At 64.5% G+C, this 18,854-nt stretch carries 14 protein-coding genes; all 14 read left to right on the forward strand.

Going from position 1 to position 18,854, the window contains the following annotated elements; genetic code table 11:
- The first annotated feature begins 125 nt into the window (after nucleotides 1-125).
- The 14 genes from DF196_RS00610 to ilvC all read left to right on the forward strand — a co-directional run bounded on the left by DF196_RS00610 (nucleotide 126) and on the right by ilvC (nucleotide 18,424).
- Entirely contained in the window at nucleotides 126-1,412 is a 1,287-nt protein-coding gene (locus DF196_RS00610) for an adenylosuccinate synthase (RefSeq protein WP_109055993.1), read from the forward strand.
- 49 nt (nucleotides 1,413-1,461) lie between these two features.
- Nucleotides 1,462-2,325, forward strand: a complete 864-nt coding sequence (locus tag DF196_RS00615; protein WP_109055994.1) for a fluoride efflux transporter FluC — start codon at nucleotides 1,462-1,464, stop codon at nucleotides 2,323-2,325.
- 2 nt (nucleotides 2,326-2,327) lie between these two features.
- On the forward strand, nucleotides 2,328-2,696 hold the full coding sequence (locus tag DF196_RS00620) for a fluoride efflux transporter FluC (protein WP_421728438.1): 369 nt from the start codon (nucleotides 2,328-2,330) through the stop codon (nucleotides 2,694-2,696).
- A gap of 126 nt (nucleotides 2,697-2,822) precedes the next feature.
- Nucleotides 2,823-4,259, forward strand: coding sequence for an ABC transporter permease subunit (locus DF196_RS00625; protein WP_109055996.1), 1,437 nt, complete (start codon nucleotides 2,823-2,825; stop codon nucleotides 4,257-4,259).
- A gap of 3 nt (nucleotides 4,260-4,262) precedes the next feature.
- Entirely contained in the window at nucleotides 4,263-5,246 is a 984-nt protein-coding gene (locus DF196_RS00630) for a branched-chain amino acid ABC transporter permease (RefSeq protein WP_109055997.1), read from the forward strand.
- Nucleotides 5,239-6,198: an ABC transporter ATP-binding protein gene (locus tag DF196_RS00635; RefSeq protein WP_109055998.1), complete on the forward strand. Its 960-nt coding sequence runs from the start codon at nucleotides 5,239-5,241 to the stop codon at nucleotides 6,196-6,198. Before DF196_RS00630 ends, DF196_RS00635 begins: the two co-directional genes overlap by 8 nt.
- Nucleotides 6,195-7,007 (forward strand): ABC transporter ATP-binding protein, encoded by an 813-nt coding sequence (locus DF196_RS00640; protein ID WP_109055999.1) that lies wholly within the window; start codon nucleotides 6,195-6,197, stop codon nucleotides 7,005-7,007. The genes DF196_RS00635 and DF196_RS00640 overlap by 4 nt, the downstream gene beginning before the upstream one ends.
- Nucleotides 7,008-7,322: 315 nt before the next feature.
- Complete coding sequence (locus DF196_RS00645; RefSeq protein ID WP_241519521.1) at nucleotides 7,323-8,594, forward strand: ABC transporter substrate-binding protein; 1,272 nt, start codon at nucleotides 7,323-7,325, stop codon at nucleotides 8,592-8,594.
- 267 nt (nucleotides 8,595-8,861) lie between these two features.
- Nucleotides 8,862-10,385, forward strand: a complete 1,524-nt coding sequence (gene gtfA, locus DF196_RS00650; RefSeq protein ID WP_109056000.1) for a sucrose phosphorylase — start codon at nucleotides 8,862-8,864, stop codon at nucleotides 10,383-10,385.
- A gap of 292 nt (nucleotides 10,386-10,677) precedes the next feature.
- Nucleotides 10,678-12,003 carry an MFS transporter gene (locus tag DF196_RS00655; protein WP_109056001.1) on the forward strand — a complete coding sequence of 442 codons (1,326 nt, stop codon included), beginning with the start codon at nucleotides 10,678-10,680 and terminating at the stop codon, nucleotides 12,001-12,003.
- 218 nt (nucleotides 12,004-12,221) lie between these two features.
- Nucleotides 12,222-13,862 carry an MFS transporter gene (locus DF196_RS00660; protein WP_109056002.1) on the forward strand — a complete coding sequence of 547 codons (1,641 nt, stop codon included), beginning with the start codon at nucleotides 12,222-12,224 and terminating at the stop codon, nucleotides 13,860-13,862.
- 143 nt (nucleotides 13,863-14,005) lie between these two features.
- Nucleotides 14,006-15,058 (forward strand): LacI family DNA-binding transcriptional regulator, encoded by a 1,053-nt coding sequence (locus tag DF196_RS00665; RefSeq protein ID WP_109056003.1) that lies wholly within the window; start codon nucleotides 14,006-14,008, stop codon nucleotides 15,056-15,058.
- A 448-nt stretch (nucleotides 15,059-15,506) separates the two neighbouring features.
- Nucleotides 15,507-16,874 carry an MFS transporter gene (locus DF196_RS00670; protein WP_109056004.1) on the forward strand — a complete coding sequence of 456 codons (1,368 nt, stop codon included), beginning with the start codon at nucleotides 15,507-15,509 and terminating at the stop codon, nucleotides 16,872-16,874.
- A gap of 497 nt (nucleotides 16,875-17,371) precedes the next feature.
- Nucleotides 17,372-18,424, forward strand: coding sequence for a ketol-acid reductoisomerase (gene ilvC / locus DF196_RS00675; RefSeq protein WP_109056005.1), 1,053 nt, complete (start codon nucleotides 17,372-17,374; stop codon nucleotides 18,422-18,424).
- The last annotated feature ends 430 nt before the right edge of the window (nucleotides 18,425-18,854 follow it).

The following is an 18,854-nucleotide window of genomic DNA, read 5'->3' on the forward strand; positions in this document are numbered from 1 at the left end:
TGCTCCATGGGAGGCCGCCGAGGCATATCCATATGGGCCCGGCTCCGGTGAGATGAGGCCTTCCGCGGGTAGAGGGTTTACGGTACTCTTATCCCCGGCGGAATCGTACTAGCGGGGAGGCTATCATGCCTGGAATTGTTCTTATCGGCGCTCAGTGGGGCGATGAAGGTAAAGGCAAGGCGACCGATCTGATCGGCACCAAGGTCGATTACGTGGCCCGCTTCAACGGCGGCAACAACGCCGGCCACAGCGTGGTCGTGGGCAACGAATCGTACGCCCTGCACCTGCTGCCCTCCGGCATCATCAACCCGCATCTGACCCCCGTGATCGGCAACGGCGTGGTGGTCGATCCCGAAGTGCTCTTCCAGGAGATCGACGGCCTCGAGGCCCGCGGCATCGACTGCTCCCACCTGCTGGTGAGCGAGGCCGCGCACATCATCGCGCCCTACCACCGCACGCTGGACAAGGTCACCGAGCGATTCCTCGGCAAGCACAAGATCGGCACCACCGGCCGCGGCATCGGCCCGGCCTACGCCGACAAGATCAACCGCGTGGGCATCCGCGTGCACGACCTGTTCAACGAGCAGCACCTGCACGACAAGGTCGAGGCCAGCCTTCACCAGAAGAACCAGATGCTCGTCAAGCTGTACAACCGTCGCCCCATCGACGTGGACCAGACCACCGAGGAGCTGCTCAAGCTCGGCGAACGTCTCAAGCCGTACGTGGCCAACACCGGCCTGATTCTCAACAAGGCGCTGGACGAGGGCAAGACCGTCCTGTTCGAGGGCGCCCAGGCCACCATGCTCGACGTGGACCACGGCACCTACCCGTTCGTCACCTCCTCCAACCCGACCGCCGGCGGCGCCTGCACCGGCACCGGCGTGGGACCCACCAAGATCACCCGCGTGATCGGCGTCTCCAAGGCGTACGTGACCCGCGTGGGCGAGGGCCCGTTCCCCACCGAGCTGTTCGACGAATCCGGCGAGTGGCTGCGCACCCAGGGCCACGAGTTCGGCGTGACCACCGGTCGTCCGCGTCGCTGCGGCTGGTTCGACGCCGTCGTGAACCGCTACGCCTCCCAGGTCAACGGCCTGACGGACATCGTGCTCACCAAGCTCGACGTGCTCACCGGCCTTGACGAGATCCCGATTTGCGTGGCCTACGACGTGGACGGCGAGCGTTACGACGACATGCCCACCGACCAGGCCGCCTTCTCCGCCGCCAAGCCGATTTACGAGACCATGCCCGGCTGGAGCGAGGACATCTCCAACTGCCACAGCTTCGATGAGCTGCCGGCCACCTGCCAGGCGTACGTCAAGCGTCTGGAGGAGCTCAGCAACTGCCGTATCTCCGCCATCGGCACCGGTCCGCAGCGCGACCACATCATCTCCGTCCACTCGCTGATCGACTGATCCGATCGGTTCGATTCGTCCGAGCCGACTGATTCGACTGATTCGTCAGATGATGGATACTCAAGAGCCTTCGGCCAGCACCCAGGAGATCTCCACGGCCCAGGTGCGTGCCCAATCCATGCCCGAACCGCAGGGCGCGGCCGCCGCGGCCAAACCGCCGCAGATTCCACTCGCGCCCATCAAGCGCGTCCAGGCCCGGTTCAACCCGCTGGCCGACGGCATGCTGTATCTGGTGGTGTTCCTCGGTGGCACGTTGGGCACCGCCATGCGGTACGGCCTGAGCTTCATCCTGCCCGCCACCGCCGGGACCGAAGGATTCTGGCATGCCTTCCATGTGCCCACGTTCACGGCGAACATGGCGGCCTGCTTCATCTTCGCGTGCCTGACCTCCTACCTGTCGCAGGCGGCATGGATCCGCAAGCGCGTGCGCGAGCTCACCTCGCGCGGCATCGGCATGGGCATGTGCGGCGGCTTCTCCACGCTCTCGGCGCTGGCCATCGAGGAACTCACCACGATGCAGGCCAGTCTCATCGCCGGGGCCGTGTTCTATCTGCTCGTGAGCTTCCTGATGGGCCTGATCGTGGCGTATCTCGGCGCCCGGCTGGGCCTCGCGCTGGCCGCCCGCAAAACCGCCAAGGCCGCCATCGTCGCGGTCCGTCAGCAGCAGCCGGAGACCTGGCGTCATGTGACGGCGGGGGAGACGGTGGCCATGCCCGAGACCCGCGGCGACGATGCCGTCGCGGCCGGGGTCGGTATGACCGGTGCGTCCGGCATGTCCGGCAACGGTTCGGCATCGCTTGCAGGCGACGTCTCCGGACACATCGCCCATATCAACCCACCCTCCTACGAGCCCGCGCCCATCACCGATGAGATTCCGCTGACCGGCGACCCGACTACCGGGGAGGCCCACTGATGCTGTTCCTGTTCGTGTGCATGTGCGGCGGCCTCGGTGCGGTTGCGCGATTCGTGCTCAACACCTCCATCCAGCGCTGGTGGAGCCGTCTGTTCCCGCTCTCCACGTTCGTGATCAACGTGATCGCCACGTTCTGCGCGGGCCTTGCGGCCGCCGCGTGGGCGCATCAGGTGGTGCCCGAATCGACGTATCTGCTGTTCGTGACCGGATTCCTCGGCGGCTTCTCCACGTTCTCCACGGCCATCAACGAGATGGTCTCGCTGGCACGCAACAAGCATTTCGGCATGGCCGCGTTCTATCTGGCGGCCACCATCGTGGTGCCGGTCATCTGCGTATCGCTCGGCTGGCTCGTCGGCTCCCTGGCGCACTGACCTCGCAGTCCATGGTTATTTCCTTGTAACGAACCGGCAGGCCGGTAACGCAAGGGAAACTTGGGCGCAACCGTGCGCGCTGATTGTCCTCCTAGGTTGAAAACCAAATCCAGAGAGGACAGTTATATGACAGCCGTACATATTTCCATACGGCGTCATCGACTGGGATTGTTGCTGTTCACCACAGTTTTCGCCCTATTGATGGCGCTGAGCATCGCCACCCCCGGCCGCGCGCTTGCGGCCGAAGCCGTGCCCACGTGCAACCCGACCGCCACGAACGGATGCGTCAACGGCATCCTGCAGGACGCGGACAAGAAACCCATCGCCAACGTGACGCTGAAGCTTTCCGGCAAGGAGGAGGCCACCGCCACCACCGACGCCGAAGGCAAATGGGCGTTCTCCGTGACCGCGGACGGCGAATACACCGTGACCATGGACGAATCGGTGGCCAAGGAGCACGGGCTCAAAGCCGCCACCGCCACGGTCGAGATCGAGAAGAACAGCTTCGACAAGGCACGTCAGGTGGTCCGTTTCGACAAGCCCGTGGCCGCCTCCGCGAACGGTTCCGGCTCGGGCGCGGCTGGCTCCGACTCCACCGCCGGCACACAATCCGGTTCTTCCGGGTCCTCCGGCTCGTCCGACGCGGCCCAGACCACCAACGGTTCGGCCGCCACCGCCAACATCGGCAAGCGCGTCTGGCAGCAGCTGTTCTCCGGCATCATCTTCGGCCTCATGCTGGGCCTGATGAGCGTAGGCATGAACCTCGTCTACGGCACCACCGGCCTGAGCTCCTTCTCCCACGGCGAGCAGGTCAGCCTCGGCGGCCTGATGGCGTACGTGGGCACGCAGGTGTTGCACTGGCCGCTGATTCCGGCCGCCATCTTCGCGGTGGCGATCGGTGCGCTCACCGGCTGGATCCAGAACGAACTCGTCTGGGCTCCGCTGCGCCGCAAGCGCGTGGGCACCATGCAACAGATGATCGTGACCATCGGCCTGTCCATGGCGCTGCAATACCTCTTCCAGTTCTTTTTCGGCGGTGACATCAAGGGCATCACCAAATCCGTGCCGGCCAGTTTCGTCATCGGCCCGGTCACCACGGACGCGCCCACGCTGATCTCCGCGGCCATCGCCATCATCGTGATCGTGGGCGTGACACTGTTCCTCTACCGGACCCGACTTGGCCGTGCCACGCGCGCCGTCTCCGACAACGCCGCGCTGGCCTCCGCCTCCGGTATCAACGTCGAACAGGTGGTGCGCATCGTATGGATCCTGTCCTGCGGCATGGCGGCCCTGTCCGGCGTGCTGCTGGGCATCTACCTCAATGGCATCTCATGGAACACCGGCGCCACCCTGCTGCTGCTCATGTTCGCGGCGGTCACCCTCGGCGGCCTGGGCACCGCGAACGGCGCCCTCGTGGGTTCCCTGATCATCGGCATCGTGGCGGATATGAGCTCGCTCGTCATCCCCAACGACATGCGCTACGCCAGTGCTCTGGCGATTCTCATCATCGTCCTGCTGGTTCGTCCGCAGGGCCTCTTCGGCAAGCAGCAAAGGGTGGGCTGAGCCATGGATTTCCTTACTATCATCTCCAACACACTGGGCGAACTCATCGCCCCGACCACGGCGGCATACGTGCTGGCCGCCATCGGCCTGAACATTCACTTCGGCATGACGGGACTCATGAACATGGGACAGGCCGGCTTCATGCTGCTGGGCGCATACGGGTTCGCCATCACCCAGTCCATGGGTGCGAACCTGTTCGCCTCCGTGTGCGCGGCCGTGGCGCTCGCCGTGATTTACGCGCTGCTGCTGGGCATCCCGACCTTGAAACTCGGCCCCGACTACCTGGCCATGGTCACGCTGGCCGCCGCCGAAATCATCCGCATCATCGGCCGCTCCACGGCCATGACCAAGATCACCGGCGGTTCGGCCGGCATCTCCCCGCAGGACTTCACCACCCAGTTTGAGGGCACGTCCCCGCTGCCCAACGGCTCCACCACCTTCCTGCTGTGGACGTACAACAACAACATCGCGAACTCGTGGTGGCTGCGACTGGTGGCCTGGGTGCTCGTGGCCATCGCCGCACTGCTGTGCTGGCGCTGGTTCCACTCGCCGTGGGGTCGCGTGCTCAAGGGCATCCGCGAGGACGAGAACGCCATCCGATCGCTCGGCAAGAACGTGACCACATACAAGATGCAGGCCCTGATCCTTGGCGGCATCTTCGGCGCGTTCGGCGGCATCATCTTCGTGCTGCCGCGCTCCGTACAACCCGATTCGCTGGGCCGCGCGGTCACGTTCTACACCTGGACCATCCTGCTGCTGGGCGGCGCGGCCACCATCTTCGGGCCGATTCTGGGATCCTGCCTGCTGTGGGTGCTGCTGACGTTCGTCAAGGAGGTCATGCGAGGTGCCATCCCGGACACACTCATCTCCTCCAACCAGGTCGAATCGCTCGGCTGGGTGATCGTGGGCGTGGCGCTCATGTGCCTGGTGATATTCAGACCGCAGGGCCTCCTGGGAGACCGAAAGGAGCTGGCGTTCAATGCCTGAATCAAAGCCATTCCAAGACCTCGCCAAGTGGGCCACCAAGGCCCCCGAAGGCGAGACGCTGATCTCCACCGCCTACCGCGACAAGGTCTCCGCGGACCTCGAATTCGTGGAGCACACGCCCGGCGTGCACAAGCCGGACCCCATCCTCGTGGCCAACAACGTGACCCGCAAGTTCGGCGGCATGACCGCCGTGGACGTCAAGCACTTCGAGATCGAACGCCACGGCATCACCGCGCTCATCGGCCCGAACGGTGCCGGCAAGACCACGTTCTTCAACCTGATGACCGGCTTCGATACCCCGAACACCGGCGAATGGCGCTTCGACGGGCACGACATGGCCCACGTGCAACCCGAAAAGGTGGCGCGCATGGGCATGGTCCGCACTTTCCAGCTCACCAAGGTGATGAGCCGGCTGACCGTACTCGACAACATGCTCCTGGGCGCCCCCGTGCAGCCCGGCGAAGGCATGTTCCGCTCGCTCATCCCCGGCCTGTGGAGGAAGCAGGAGAAGGCGAACACCGAGAAGGCCGAGGCGCTGCTCGAACGCTTCCTGCTCATCAAGAAGAAGGACGATTTCGCCGGCTCGCTCTCCGGCGGCCAGCGCAAGTTGCTCGAAATGGCCCGTGCGCTGATGAGTGACCCGCAGCTGGTCATGCTCGATGAGCCGATGGCCGGCGTGAACCCGGCGCTGAAGCAGTCGCTGCTCGAACACATCATGTCGCTGCGCGAGGAAGGCACCACGGTGCTGTTCGTGGAGCACGACATCAACATGGTCCGCCACATCGCCGACTGGGTCACCGTGATGGCCGAAGGCCGGATCGTGGCCGAGGGCCAGCCCAAGTCCGTGATGGAGGATCCGGCCGTGATCGACGCCTACCTCGGCGCCAACGCCAACATCGATCTGGGCGACGATTCCGTCCTGGACCTCAAGGAAAGCGAGGAACAGCGATGATTGATACCGAAAACTTGCCCGCCACCGCCACCCGGCCGCGCGCCGAAATCCACGTGGGCGAGCCGGAAGGCGAACCCCTGCTGGACGCCGTGGACCTCGTGGCCGGCTACCTGCCCGGCGTGAACATCCTCAACGGCGCCTCGCTCACCCTGCACGAGGGCGAGATCGTGGGCATCATCGGCCCGAACGGCGCCGGCAAATCCACGCTGCTCAAATCCCTGTTCGGACTGGTCCATATCCACTCCGGCAAGCTCATCTTCAAAGGCAAGGACATCACCAACCTCAGGGCGGACAAGCTCGTCTCCCTCGGCGTGGGCTTCGTGCCGCAGACCGAGAACGTATTCCCCTCCCTGACCATCGCCGAGAACCTGCACATGGGCGCCTATCAGGCACCCAAGAAGTTCAATGAGCGGTTCGACTACGTCTGCTCCATCTTCCCCAAGCTGGAGACCCGCAAGGACCAGCTCGCCGGCTCGCTGTCCGGCGGCGAACGCCAGATGGTGGCCATGGCCCGCGCTTTGATGATGAACCCGTCCGTACTGCTCCTCGACGAGCCCTCTGCCGGACTTTCCCCGATGCTTCAGGACGAGACCTTCATCCGCGTGCGACAGGTCAACAAGGCCGGCGTCTCCGTGATCATCGTAGAGCAGAACGCTCGCCGCTGCCTGCAGATCTGCGACCGCGGCTACGTGCTTGACCAGGGCCGCAATGCCTACTCCGGCCGCGGTCGCGATCTGCTTGAGGATCCGAAGGTCATATCCCTCTACTTGGGCAACCTGGAAGAGGAAGTGGAAGAGGAAGGCCGGTGACGGAGCGTCCTCGTCGTTGCTCCTCGGTCGACGTACCTTCGTACGCCTTCCCTCGGTGCGCCTAGAGGCCGCACACGTCACCGTCCTTCTTGCAGAAGGCCGGTAGCTTCCGGCTCCTCCTACTCCGGGCGCAAGCATGCCCGAAAACGACCGAAAACCGCATGTTTCCAACAGTTTTCCGACTTCATCAGTCGGTTACATGCGAACAATCTGCGCGAATCAACGCCCGCTTAGGCTCAAAGCCAAGATCCGGGCGACCAACCGCTCGCATCGGCACCATTGCCCGTAAGGGCTTGAGAGGAAGTGGTGATTCAAATGTTGAATACCAAGAAGTACATGATCACGGCCACGGCGGCCATCGCCGCCGCCATTATGGCGCTCGCCGGTTGCGGTTCCAGCTCCGGCGGCGGCACGGATTCCGGCACCGCCTCGGCCAAGAAGACCGACAGCTTCGTGCTTGGCGGCCTGTGGCCCGAGACCGGCTCGCTGGCCTATCTGGCCCCGCCGGAACTCGCGGCCGAGAAACTGGCCGTCTCCGACATCAACGCCGCCGGCGGCGTGCTGGGCAAGGACGTGACCACCGTGGACGCCGATACCTCGGATGCCGACCACGCCGACCAGAACTCCTCGGCCACCCAATCCGTGATGAGCAAGAACCCGTCCTTCGTGATCGGCCCGGCCTCCAGCTCCGTGGTCAAGAACGTGTACAAGACCATCACCTCCGCGAACGTGCCGATGCTGTCCATGGGCGCCACGAGCTCCGACTTCTCCGGCCTGAGCCCGTACTTCTTCCGCACCGTGCCGCCGGATTCCGTGCAGGGCGCCGTGCTTGGCCAGGTCATCGCCCAGGACGGCGTGAAGAACCTCGCCGTGGCGGTGTTCAACGATGAGTACGGCACCGGCCTGCGCGACACCATCGTCAAAACCGCCGAAAGCGCGGGCGTGAACGTGGTGTACGGCGCGAACGACGCCTTCGATCCGACCGAGACCAACTTCTCCTCGATTGTCACCGCAATCAAGGCCTCCAACCCGGACGCCATCGCCATCGTGGCCTTCGACCAGACCAAGCCGCTGCTCAAGGAGCTCGCCTCCCAGGGAGTGGACATGCACAAGCTCTACTTCGTGGACGGCAACACCGCCGACTACTCCAAGGAACTGGACGCCGGCCTGCTTGAAGGCTCCAAGGGCACCATCCCCGGCGTGATGGCCTCCGACGACTTCCAGAAGAAGCTCGTCAAGGCCTACGGTAAGGACATCACCACCTTCACCTACGGCGCCGAAACCTACGACGGCATCATCCTGGCCGCGTTGGCCGCGCAGAAGGGCGGTTCCGCGGATGGCGCGACCATCCAGAAGAACATGGCCGCGGTCTCCGGCGCGAACGGCGGCGAGGAATGCACCACCTACAAGGACTGCGTGGCGCTGCTCAAGTCCGGCAAGGACATCAAGTACAAGGGCCTGACCGGCATCGGCCCGTTCAACAAGAACAACGACCCGAGCTCCGCGAACATCGGCGTGTACGTGTTCGACGGCAAGAACGTGCCGCAGTTCGACCACACCCAGGAAGGCAAGGTCCCCACTGACTGATGCTCGGTTCGACTGACCGATAGGTCCGCACGATTCGACCGGCGGAACGACCCTGCCGAACGGTCCTGCCGAACGTCCCGAACAAAGCCCCGTCCACCCGGCGGGGCTTTTTCATACGTTCGCATCGAACCGGTTCGACACGCCGGCTGATTCGGCCGACAGCAGCACCGCCGCTACTATCGAACCGGTTCGATACACAAGACGCACCCCGCGGGACACCGTTCACGTCCAGCAGGGCGTCGCCAACAACACAACACAGGAGTTGCCGTGAAGAACAAAGTCCAACTCATCACCTACGCGGATCGCCTCGGCGATGGAACCATCGCATCCATGACCGACATCCTGCGCACCCGCTTCGACGGCGTCTACGACGGCGTGCACGTCCTGCCGTTCTTCACCCCGTTCGACGGTGCGGACGCCGGCTTCGACCCCATCGACCACACCAAGGTCGACCCGCGCCTCGGCTCCTGGGACGACGTGGCCGAGCTTTCCAAGACCCACGACATCATGGTCGACGCCATCGTCAACCACATGAGCTGGGAATCCGCCCAGTTCCAGGACGTGCTCGCCAAGGGCGAGGAATCCGAGTACTACCCGATGTTCCTCACCATGAGCTCCGTCTTCCCGAACGGTGCCACCGAGGAGGATCTGGCCGGCATCTACCGTCCGCGTCCGGGCCTGCCGTTCACCCACTACAAGTTCGCCGGCAAGACCCGTCTGGTGTGGGTCAGCTTCACCCCGCAGCAGGTGGACATCGACACCGACTCGGACAAGGGCTGGGAATACCTCATGTCCATCTTCGACCAGATGGCCGCCAGCCACGTCAGCTACATCCGCCTCGACGCCGTGGGCTACGGCGCCAAGGAAGCCGGCACGAGCTGCTTCATGACGCCCAAGACCTTCAAGCTCATCTCCCGCCTGCGCGAGGAGGGCGTCAAGCGCGGCCTCGAAATCCTCATCGAGGTGCATAGCTACTACAAGAAGCAGGTGGAGATCGCATCCAAGGTGGACTGCGTCTACGACTTCGCCCTGCCGCCGCTGCTCCTGCACTCCCTGTTCACCGGCCATGTCGAGCCCGTGGCCCACTGGACCGAGATCCGCCCGAACAACGCCGTCACCGTGCTCGACACGCACGACGGCATCGGCGTCATCGACATCGGCTCCGACCAGCTCGACCGCAGCCTCAAGGGCCTCGTGCCGGACGAGGACGTGGACAACCTGGTCAACACCATCCACGCCAACACCCACGGCGAGTCCCAGGCCGCCACCGGTGCCGCCGCGTCCAACCTCGACCTCTACCAGGTCAACAGCACGTACTACTCCGCGCTCGGGTGCAACGACCAGCATTATCTGGCCGCCCGCGCCGTCCAGTTCTTCCTGCCTGGCGTGCCGCAGGTCTACTACGTGGGCGCCCTCGCCGGCGGCAACGACATGGATCTGCTGCGCCGCACCAACAACGGCCGCGACATCAACCGTCACTACTACTCCACCGCCGAAATCGACGAGAACCTGGCCCGTCCGGTGGTCAAGGCACTGAACGCCCTGTGCCGCTTCCGCAACGAACTGCCCGCGTTCGACGGCGAGTTCTCCTACGAGGCCGACGGCGACACGTCCATCACCTTCCGCTGGACCGCCGCGGACGGCAAAACCCGCGCCGCGCTCACCTTCGAGCCCGGTCGCGGACTCGGCGCGGACAACGAGACCCCGGTCGCCGGCCTGACCTGGACCGACGCCACCGGTGATCACGAGACCGTCGACCTGCTGAACGATCCGCCGATCGCCCACATCTGACACCCCGTTTGCGACCGATGAGCGATACCTCCGACCGTGTTCCGTCGGGGGTATCGCAAGACACGCCGGCGGATTACGTCAATCGATTGACGTCGTGCTACCATCGAACCGGTTCGACACGAACGACACACAAGTCAACGCAGGAGTTGTCCATGAGGAACACCGTATGGTTCTTCGGCCCGGAATCCCCGGACGCGGCCTCGTCGTCGGCTTCCGGTCGCGACTGACAGCCACCCACAACGCAAACGTCACCCCCAAATCCGCCCAATCGATTCTCACAGGGAAGTGAACCATGGAATCAACCATCGAAACGGCAGCCGCGGCCCCCGTCGTGGACAAGGCCGAGCTTGACAGCTACGGCCGCCGCCCCTCCGTGCTGGATGTCGTGCGCCTCGGCGCCGGCTTCACCATCAGCCTGATCATCACCGGCATCGTCTGGGTCTCGCTGTCCTCCATCCTCGTGCCGCAGCTCGTGGACCAGATCGCCCCCGGCCAGCGCGAGGCCTTCATCGGCACCATCAACTCGGTCGGTTCCGTGGTGGCGTTGTTCGCCAACATCATCTTCGGCACCTTCTCCGACCTCACCCGCTCCAAGTGGGGCAAGCGCACGCTGTGGATCATCAGCGGCGGCATCCTGTGCGGCGCTTGCGTGGCCGGCCTGCTCGTCACCCGCTCCCTGCCGCTCATCCTGCTGCTGTGGTGCGGCATGCAGCTGTTCTACAACTGGATGAACGCCCCGTTCGTGGCCACCCTGTCCGACCGTGTGCCGGACAAGTTCCGTGGCTCCGTCTCCTCCTTCATGGGCGCCGGCGGCGTGCTCGGCCAGACCGCTGGCTCCCTGGTGGGCTCCCTGCTCATCAGCAACATCGACCTCGGCTTCGCCGTGGGCGCGCTCGGCTTCGCCCTCGTGGGCATCATCGTGGTCGGCATCTGGCCGCGCGAGCCCTCCAACGTGGACGAGGAGCGCGAGCCGGTGAGCCTGGGCATGGTGCTGCGCGCCTTCATCCCGCCGCACGGTAAGGGCGCCCGCAACTTCTATTACGCCCTCTTCGGCCGCATGATGATGGTCGCCGGCTACCAGATGATCAACGGCTACCTGCTCTACGTGGTCAAGTACTACACCTTCTCCGACTCCGGCTATGACGCCGAGCAGCTCAAGACCGCGGCCGCCGGCGTGATCGCCACCATGTCCGTGATCACCATGGTCGTCTCCCTGATCGCCGCCCTGGTCTCCGGCCCGATCTCCGACAAGCTCGGCATGCGTAAGATTCCGGTCGCCGGTGCCAGCGTGCTGTTCGCCATCGGTGCCGCCATGCCGTGGATCTTCCACAACGCCTGGGGCATGTACCTGTTCGCCGCCATCGCCGGCTTCGGCTACGGCGTCTACAATGCCATCGACCAGGCCCTGAACGTGTCCATCCTGCCGAACCCGAAGGAAGCCGGCAAGGATCTGGGCGTGCTCAACATGGCCAACACCCTGTCCACCGTGCTCGGCTCCCTGCTCACCTCCGGCGTGGTCATGGCCACCGGTGGCAACTACGGCCTGGTGTTCCCGGTCTGTATCGTGGTGGTGCTCATCGCCGCCTTCCTCATCATGCAGATCCGCGGCATCAAGTAGTCCGTCCGGGGTTCGCCCGAAAGCCCGTCCAAATCGGCTCGATAACCCCCTCCAAGTATTCGGCCCAGCGTAAACTGGGCTGATGGAAAGCAAACCGCCCGCAGTGCACTGAAGCCAGTGCGCGCGGGCGGTTTTGTGTTGCCGTGAATCCCCCGCCGCAAGCGCGAGGGCGCGGCAAACGGAGAGTACAGAACAGAGCACAAGGGAAAGAGCGAATCATGTTGGAACCGTACGTGCGCCCGGGCATTGACGACCGCCCGGATCTCGACAAGGCGCTGAGCCCGGAAGACAAGGCCGCCGTGGCCCGACTGGCCATCAAGGACCGCCGCCGTCCGCCCGAACCGTCCGCCGACCAGCCCGAGGCCCAGGCCGTCCGCCTCGCCTCCTCCGCCACGTCGGCCGCCGTGGCCGCGGCCGCCAGCGTGGACGCCCCCGCGCCGGACATGTCCTCCGCCTATCTGGACATGCGCGACCCGATGGTCGCCGCCAACGGCGAGAAGCCGGACGCCCGCCGCGTCTCCCGCCTCAACTGGGGCTTCTTCGTGGCCTCCATGCTCGTGGGTGCGCCGTGGGTGGCGCTCAACTCCATCGCCGTGCCCAACATGGCGGCCCGTATGATGGGTTATGACACCTCGGCGCCCACCGCAATCACCCTCAACCCCGCCACCGGCCGTCCGCTGCCCGTGGCCACGGATCTGGCCATGCCGCTCGCCGTGCTGGTGGTGGTCGGCGTGGTGGCCGCCATGTTCTCCATGCCGCTGGTCTCCGCCCTGTCCGACCGCACGCGCGTGCCGTTCGGCCGCCGCACCCCGTGGATGATCGCCGGCGGCCTGCTATGCGCGCTCAACACGCTGATTCTGGGACAGGACACCAGCATCGTGGTCATGGGCATCTTCTGGGCGGTGATGCAGTTCGCGTACGCCATGCTGTCCGTGCCGCTGGCCAGCGCCATCAGCGAACGTGTGCCGGATAAGTTCCGTCCGCGCATCGAACGCTGGCATGGCATCGGTGTGATGCTGGCCCAGGCGATCGGCCTGTGCCTCGGCGCGTTCGGCGTGATGTTCGGCTCCGACTCCGCCTTCACCACGCTCGCCGTGATCTTCGCGCTCTCCGGCATCCTCACCGTGCTGATCCTGCCCAAGGAACCGTCCAGCACCGAGCAGCCGCATGTGCGCATGGACGGCGCCGCAGTGCTCGGCCAGTTGAAGTTCCCGGCCCATGCACCCGCCTTCGCCCGCGCGTTCGCCGCCCGCACCCTGATGATGGCCGGCGTGGGCATGACCGGCGTGTTCCTGTGGTACCTCGTGCGCTTCTGGGTCTACGGCAAGGCCGTAAGGTTCACGTCCGCCCCGCTGACCATTCCGGCCGGATTCCTCATCATGGCGATGGCCGTGGCCACGCTCGTGGGTGCCGCGCTCGCCTCCTGGGCCGCCGGTCCGATCTCCGAGAAGATCGAGGAGAAGGGCATCGCCACCGCCACCGTGGTGGGCGCCTCCTGCGTGCTGTATGCGCTCGGTCTGGCACTCGCCTGGGGCCTGGGCGTCTGGTCCACCGGCACCGCGCGCGAGAACGGCATGATCGCCTTTGCGCTGATCTCCGGATTCGCGTTCGGCCTGTATGACGCGCTCGGCCTGGAGCTCGTGATGGACTCCCTGCCCGACCCGCGCACCGCCGGCCACGACCTCGGCGTCTACGCGCTCGCCAACTCCGCGGGCCTGGCGCTCGCCGCCATCGTGGGTGCGATTCTGGTCAACGCCTTCGCCTCCAGCTTCGGCTACTACCTGCTCTTCCCCGCGGGTATCGTGCTGGTGCTGCTCGCCGGCACCGTGACGCTGGTCTCCGCCAACGCCGCCGAATAGGGCTGATTCTCGGCTCCCGGCTGCGCTTCGCTCCTCCCGTTCGCGCGGAGCAAAGCGCAGCCGAACCGGTTCGAGTACACTGGTTCCTGCAATGCAACGCCGGTAGCACGGCAGCCCAACGCACTCGCCGGGGAGGAACGAACATGGTCGGTATGCGCGACGTGGCCAAGCAGGCCGGGGTGTCCCTGAGCACCGTCTCGCTGGTGGTCAACAACACCGGATACGTCTCGGACGACATGCGCGCCAAGGTCGAGGCCGCCATGCGCGAACTCGACTACATCCCCAACGAACTGGCCCGCAACCTCTATCACAACCGCACCAACACCGTCGGCATCATCATGCCGACCATCGCCCACCCGTTCTTCGCCACGCTCACCGCGGCCCTGCAGCGCGAATTCGCCTCCCGGGGCCTGAAGACCCTGCTGTGCTCCACCGCCGACACGGACACCGGCGAAAGCGAATACGTGGGCATGCTCCAACGCCACATGATGGACGGCATCATCATGGCCGCCCACACCGAGCACCCCGCCGACTACTGGACCGCCATCCGCCGGCCGATCGTGGCCTTCGACCGCTTCCTCGGCGCCGGCGTGCCCACCGTCCACTCCGACCACGAACAGGGCGGCCGTCTCGTCGCGCAGCATCTCATCCGCACCGGCGCACGCCACGTGGTGCTCGCCGGCGGCCCGCGCACCCAGTTCGCGGACGGCACCACCTTCCCCACCGTGCGCTACCACCTCACCGTGGAGCGCATGCTCTCCGAGGCCGGCATCGCCTGCGACTACGTGGAGGCCGGCTCCGTCACGGACGTGACCGCCCACGAGGCCGTGGCCCGCAACATCTTCGAGCGCTACTCTGGCGTCGACGCCATCGTCGGCGCGGACGTGGTGGCCGCCATGGCCCTGCAGGAGGCCTGCCGCCGCGGTATCAATGTGCCCCGCGACCTGCAGATCATCGCCTACGACGGCACGCTCATCACCGAAATCGCTGGCAAGCGACTCACCGCCGTCCGTCAGGACTTCCCGGCGCTCGCCGCCGCGCTCGCCAATCGCATGGACGACCAGATCGCCGACGAGGAAGCGTCCGGCAGGAAGCCGGCGCGCACGGCCAAGACGGACGATGCTGACGCCGACGAGTCCGTCATCGAAGAGCAGGTCGTGCCGGTCGCCTTCATCCCCGGTGAGACCACGCGATAGTCGCTCCATCTGTCAAGACCTTGCGTCCACATAGTGAACCCCTGCTGGTTTGGGCGCAGACCCGCGCTTATTGTCTCATTCCAGTTCGGGTCGAACGGACCCGAGGAACACCGAAAGGAGGCCACGCGATGACTGGATTCAATGCTTCTGCGTTTGATTCCGCACGAATTATTAGCCCGTCTTCGCTGGCGGACTAACGGCAATCAATGCTTGAGGCCCCGTCAACGAAGGCAGGGCCAATCAATACCGACACAATCGGTCAGGCCCTGCGCGATGCGGGGCTTTTTTGTTGCGCTCACAAGGCATGAAAGCAAATCTCCGCAGCGCGGTACGGCAGCGGAGAGCACGCGGTACATAACCCAAGAAAATTTCCAAGAAACGAATCTCGCAGTCACCCCGGGGTGCGGTAAGACCCGAAGAGAGTGATGGAGAGTTACAGGAGCAACTCATGACTGCAGCAGTCGAAGAGACTGGACTGAACCAGGTGGCGGGCAAGGCCGCCGCCATGGTACGCGATTCGGTCAAGACCGTGATCGCCGCCTCGATGGTGGGCACCGCCATCGAATTCTACGATTTCTACGCCTACGGCACCGCCGCGGCGAACTACTTCCCGCACATCTTCTTCTCCGACAAGGCCAACCCGACCGTCGCCCTGCTGATGAGCCTGCTGACCTTCGCCATCGCGTTCATCGCCCGCCCGCTCGGCTCGCTGGTCTTCGGCCACTTCGGCGACCGCATGGGCCGCAAGACCACTCTGGTCGTCTCGCTGATGACCATGGGCGTCGGCACGTTCCTCATCGGCTGCCTGCCCACCTACGACCAGGCCGGCGTGTTCGCCGTCGCCATCCTGTGCCTGCTGCGCTTCATCCAGGGCATCGGCCTGGGCGGCGAATGGTCCGGCGCCGCACTGGTGGCCACCGAGAACGCCCCGGAGAACAAGCGCGCCCTGTACGGCTCCTTCCCGGAGCTGGGTGCCCCGATCGGCTTCTTCCTGTCCAACGGCACCTACTTCGTGCTCGAGTCCTTCAATGACCAGGACGCCATGCTGGCTTGGGGCTGGCGCGTGCCGTTCCTGCTGTCCGCCGTGCTGGTGATCGTCGGCCTCGTGGTCCGCGTCCACATGGAGGAGACCCCGATCTTCCGCATGGCCCAGGAGCAGAAGAAGGTCGTCAAGTCCCCGCTCACCGAGGTCTTCCGCAAGTCCTGGTGTCAGGTGCTGCAGGCCACCTTCCTCGTGGCCGTGACCTACACGCTGTTCTACACGCTGGCCACCTGGTCCCTCGCATGGGGCACCAAGGACGTCGCGAACGGCGGCGGCAACCTGGGCTTCACCAACCAGGAATACCTGCTCATGCTCATGATCTCCATCTGCGTGTTCGCCCTGTTCATCGTGCTGTCCTGCCTGTACGCGGACAAGATCGGCCGCCGTCGCGTGCTGACCTTCTCCTCCTGCGCGCTCGTGGTCTTCGCCGTGCTGTTCCCGTTCCTGCTGGACGGTCAGCTCGTGGGCCAGAAGAACTTCGCCGCCAACATGGCTTTCCTGTGCATCGGCTTCGCGCTGATGGGCATCGCCTTCGGCCCGATCGGTGCCTTCCTGCCTGAGCTGTTCGACGCCAACGTGCGCTACTCCGGCTCTGGCATCGGCTACAACCTCGCCGCCATCGTGGGCGCCGCCTTCGTGCCGACCATCGCCACCTGGCTGTCCCACAACTGGGGCGTCCACTCCGTGGGCCTCTACCTCGGCGTGATGGCCGTGTGCTGCCTGGTCTCCGTGCTCACCTGCCGGGAGACCAAGGACGTTGACTTTACTAAGTAAAGTCAACGGCTGCCGATCGACCTTCGTTCGGCTATCGCCTCTCTCAGGCGTCACCTACAGACAGTCCACTGGACTGTCCGCTTAACGGCGCCGTGCGATTGCCTATAGGTTGCAATCGCTCACTTCGGCTACGAAAGCCCACCGGGCTTTCGCTTAACGCCTCAGCACGGACGTTGATTTCACGAAGTGACCTTTTCTTGGCCCCCTCTGATGAGGGGGCTGGCAGCGGAGCTGACTGGGGGAGAGACCATGAGTCTTTCACCTTACGGCGGCTTTCTAGGCCAAGTGAAATCCACTGAAATTTATAACTAAAAACTGGTTCACGTTGTGAAATTTTTTGATTCCACAACGTGAACCCCCGCGGGCTTTTCCGAAACGACAGGACTAAACCTGCATATCGGAAAAGCCCACAAGGAAAAACCAAGAATTTTCCGCATCAGCGGAACGCATTAATACTCACCCCATAAATAAACAATAGATATAAAGGAGCGCCAAAAATGGCAGCAACTATCTGGTACGAGAAGGACGCCGATCTGTCCGTGTTCGATGGCAAGAAGGTCGCCATCCTGGGCTACGGCTCTCAGGGCCACGCTCACGCGCTGAACCTGCGTGACTCCGGCGTTGACGTGGTCGTCGGTCTGCGTCCGACTTCCAAGTCCGTCGAGTTCGCCAAGGAGCAGGGCCTGGAAGTCAAGTCCGTTCCGGAAGCCGTCGCTGAGGCCGACGTCGTGATGATCCTGCTGCCTGATCAGTACCAGGCCAAGGTCTACAAGGAGGACGTCGAGCCGAACCTGAAGCCGGGCGCTGCTCTGGCCTTCGCTCACGGCTTCAACATCCACTACGGCTACATCAAGCCGACCGAGGATCACCCGGTGTTCATGGTTGCCCCGAAGGGCCCGGGCCACATCGTGCGTCGTGAGTACGCTGCCGGCCGTGGCGTCCCGGTCGTGGTCGCCGTTGAGCAGGACCCGGATGGCAAGACCTGGCCGCTGTGCCTGGCTTACGCCAAGGCTCTGGGTGCTCTGCGCGCCGGCGCCATCAAGACCACCTTCACCGAGGAGACCGAGACCGATCTGTTCGGTGAGCAGGACGTCCTCATGGGCGGCATCAACCACCTGTGCGACATGGGCTTCGACGTGCTGACCGAGGCCGGCTACCAGCCGGAGATCGCCTACTTCGAGGTGTTCCACGAGCTGAAGATGCTGGTCGACCTCGCCAACGAGGGTGGTCTGAACAAGGCCCGTTGGTCCTGCTCCGACACCGCCCAGTACGGCGACTACACCTCCACGGTCATCACCGAGGAGACCAAGAAGCGCATGCAGTACCAGCTCAAGCGCATCCAGGACGGCTCCTTCGCCAAGGAGTTCATGGATGATCAGGCTGCCGGCGCTCCGAAGTTTAAGAAGCTGCAGGAAGAGTACTCTCACCCGCACCTCGAGACCGTTGGCCCGAAGCTGCGCGCCATGTTCTCCTGGAACAACGGCCCGGCCAAGGATCAGGACGAGGCCGAGTCCTTCAACGGCAAGATCGCTCGTACCCAGGTTCAGTGATTATTCGCTGATTAGCGCCTGACGTATAAGGCCGCCGCTCCCGTTCATTCGGAAGCGGCGGCCTTCGCTTTCTTTTTGGCTCTGTTAAACCAAGGTGGACATGAATCCATGTCTGACTGAGGGAGCCGTCGCCGCAGGCAGGCAGCCGTGTCATTGATGTCAGCCCGGTGGCCCCGCGCAATTCCGCATATCGAGCAACTGTCCAAAACCGTTTTGTAACCCAGCTCACGTTTTGGACGGAGGGCAAGCGAAGCCCCCGTTCTCGGTAGGATGGACACCAGTTTGCGGGACACAATCCCGCCACGCTTGAGCCCGCCCGGGAATTCCGGGCGCCCACCCAAACGCGCACCATGCATACAACTGCATACGCGCAACCACCACAACACCGTGTACCGGCAAACCCCATTCCCGCCGGTACGCAAGTAGTACA

The sequence above is a fragment of the Bifidobacterium callitrichidarum genome, assembly GCF_003129905.1.
GTDB classification, from domain to species: domain Bacteria; phylum Actinomycetota; class Actinomycetes; order Actinomycetales; family Bifidobacteriaceae; genus Bifidobacterium; species Bifidobacterium callitrichidarum.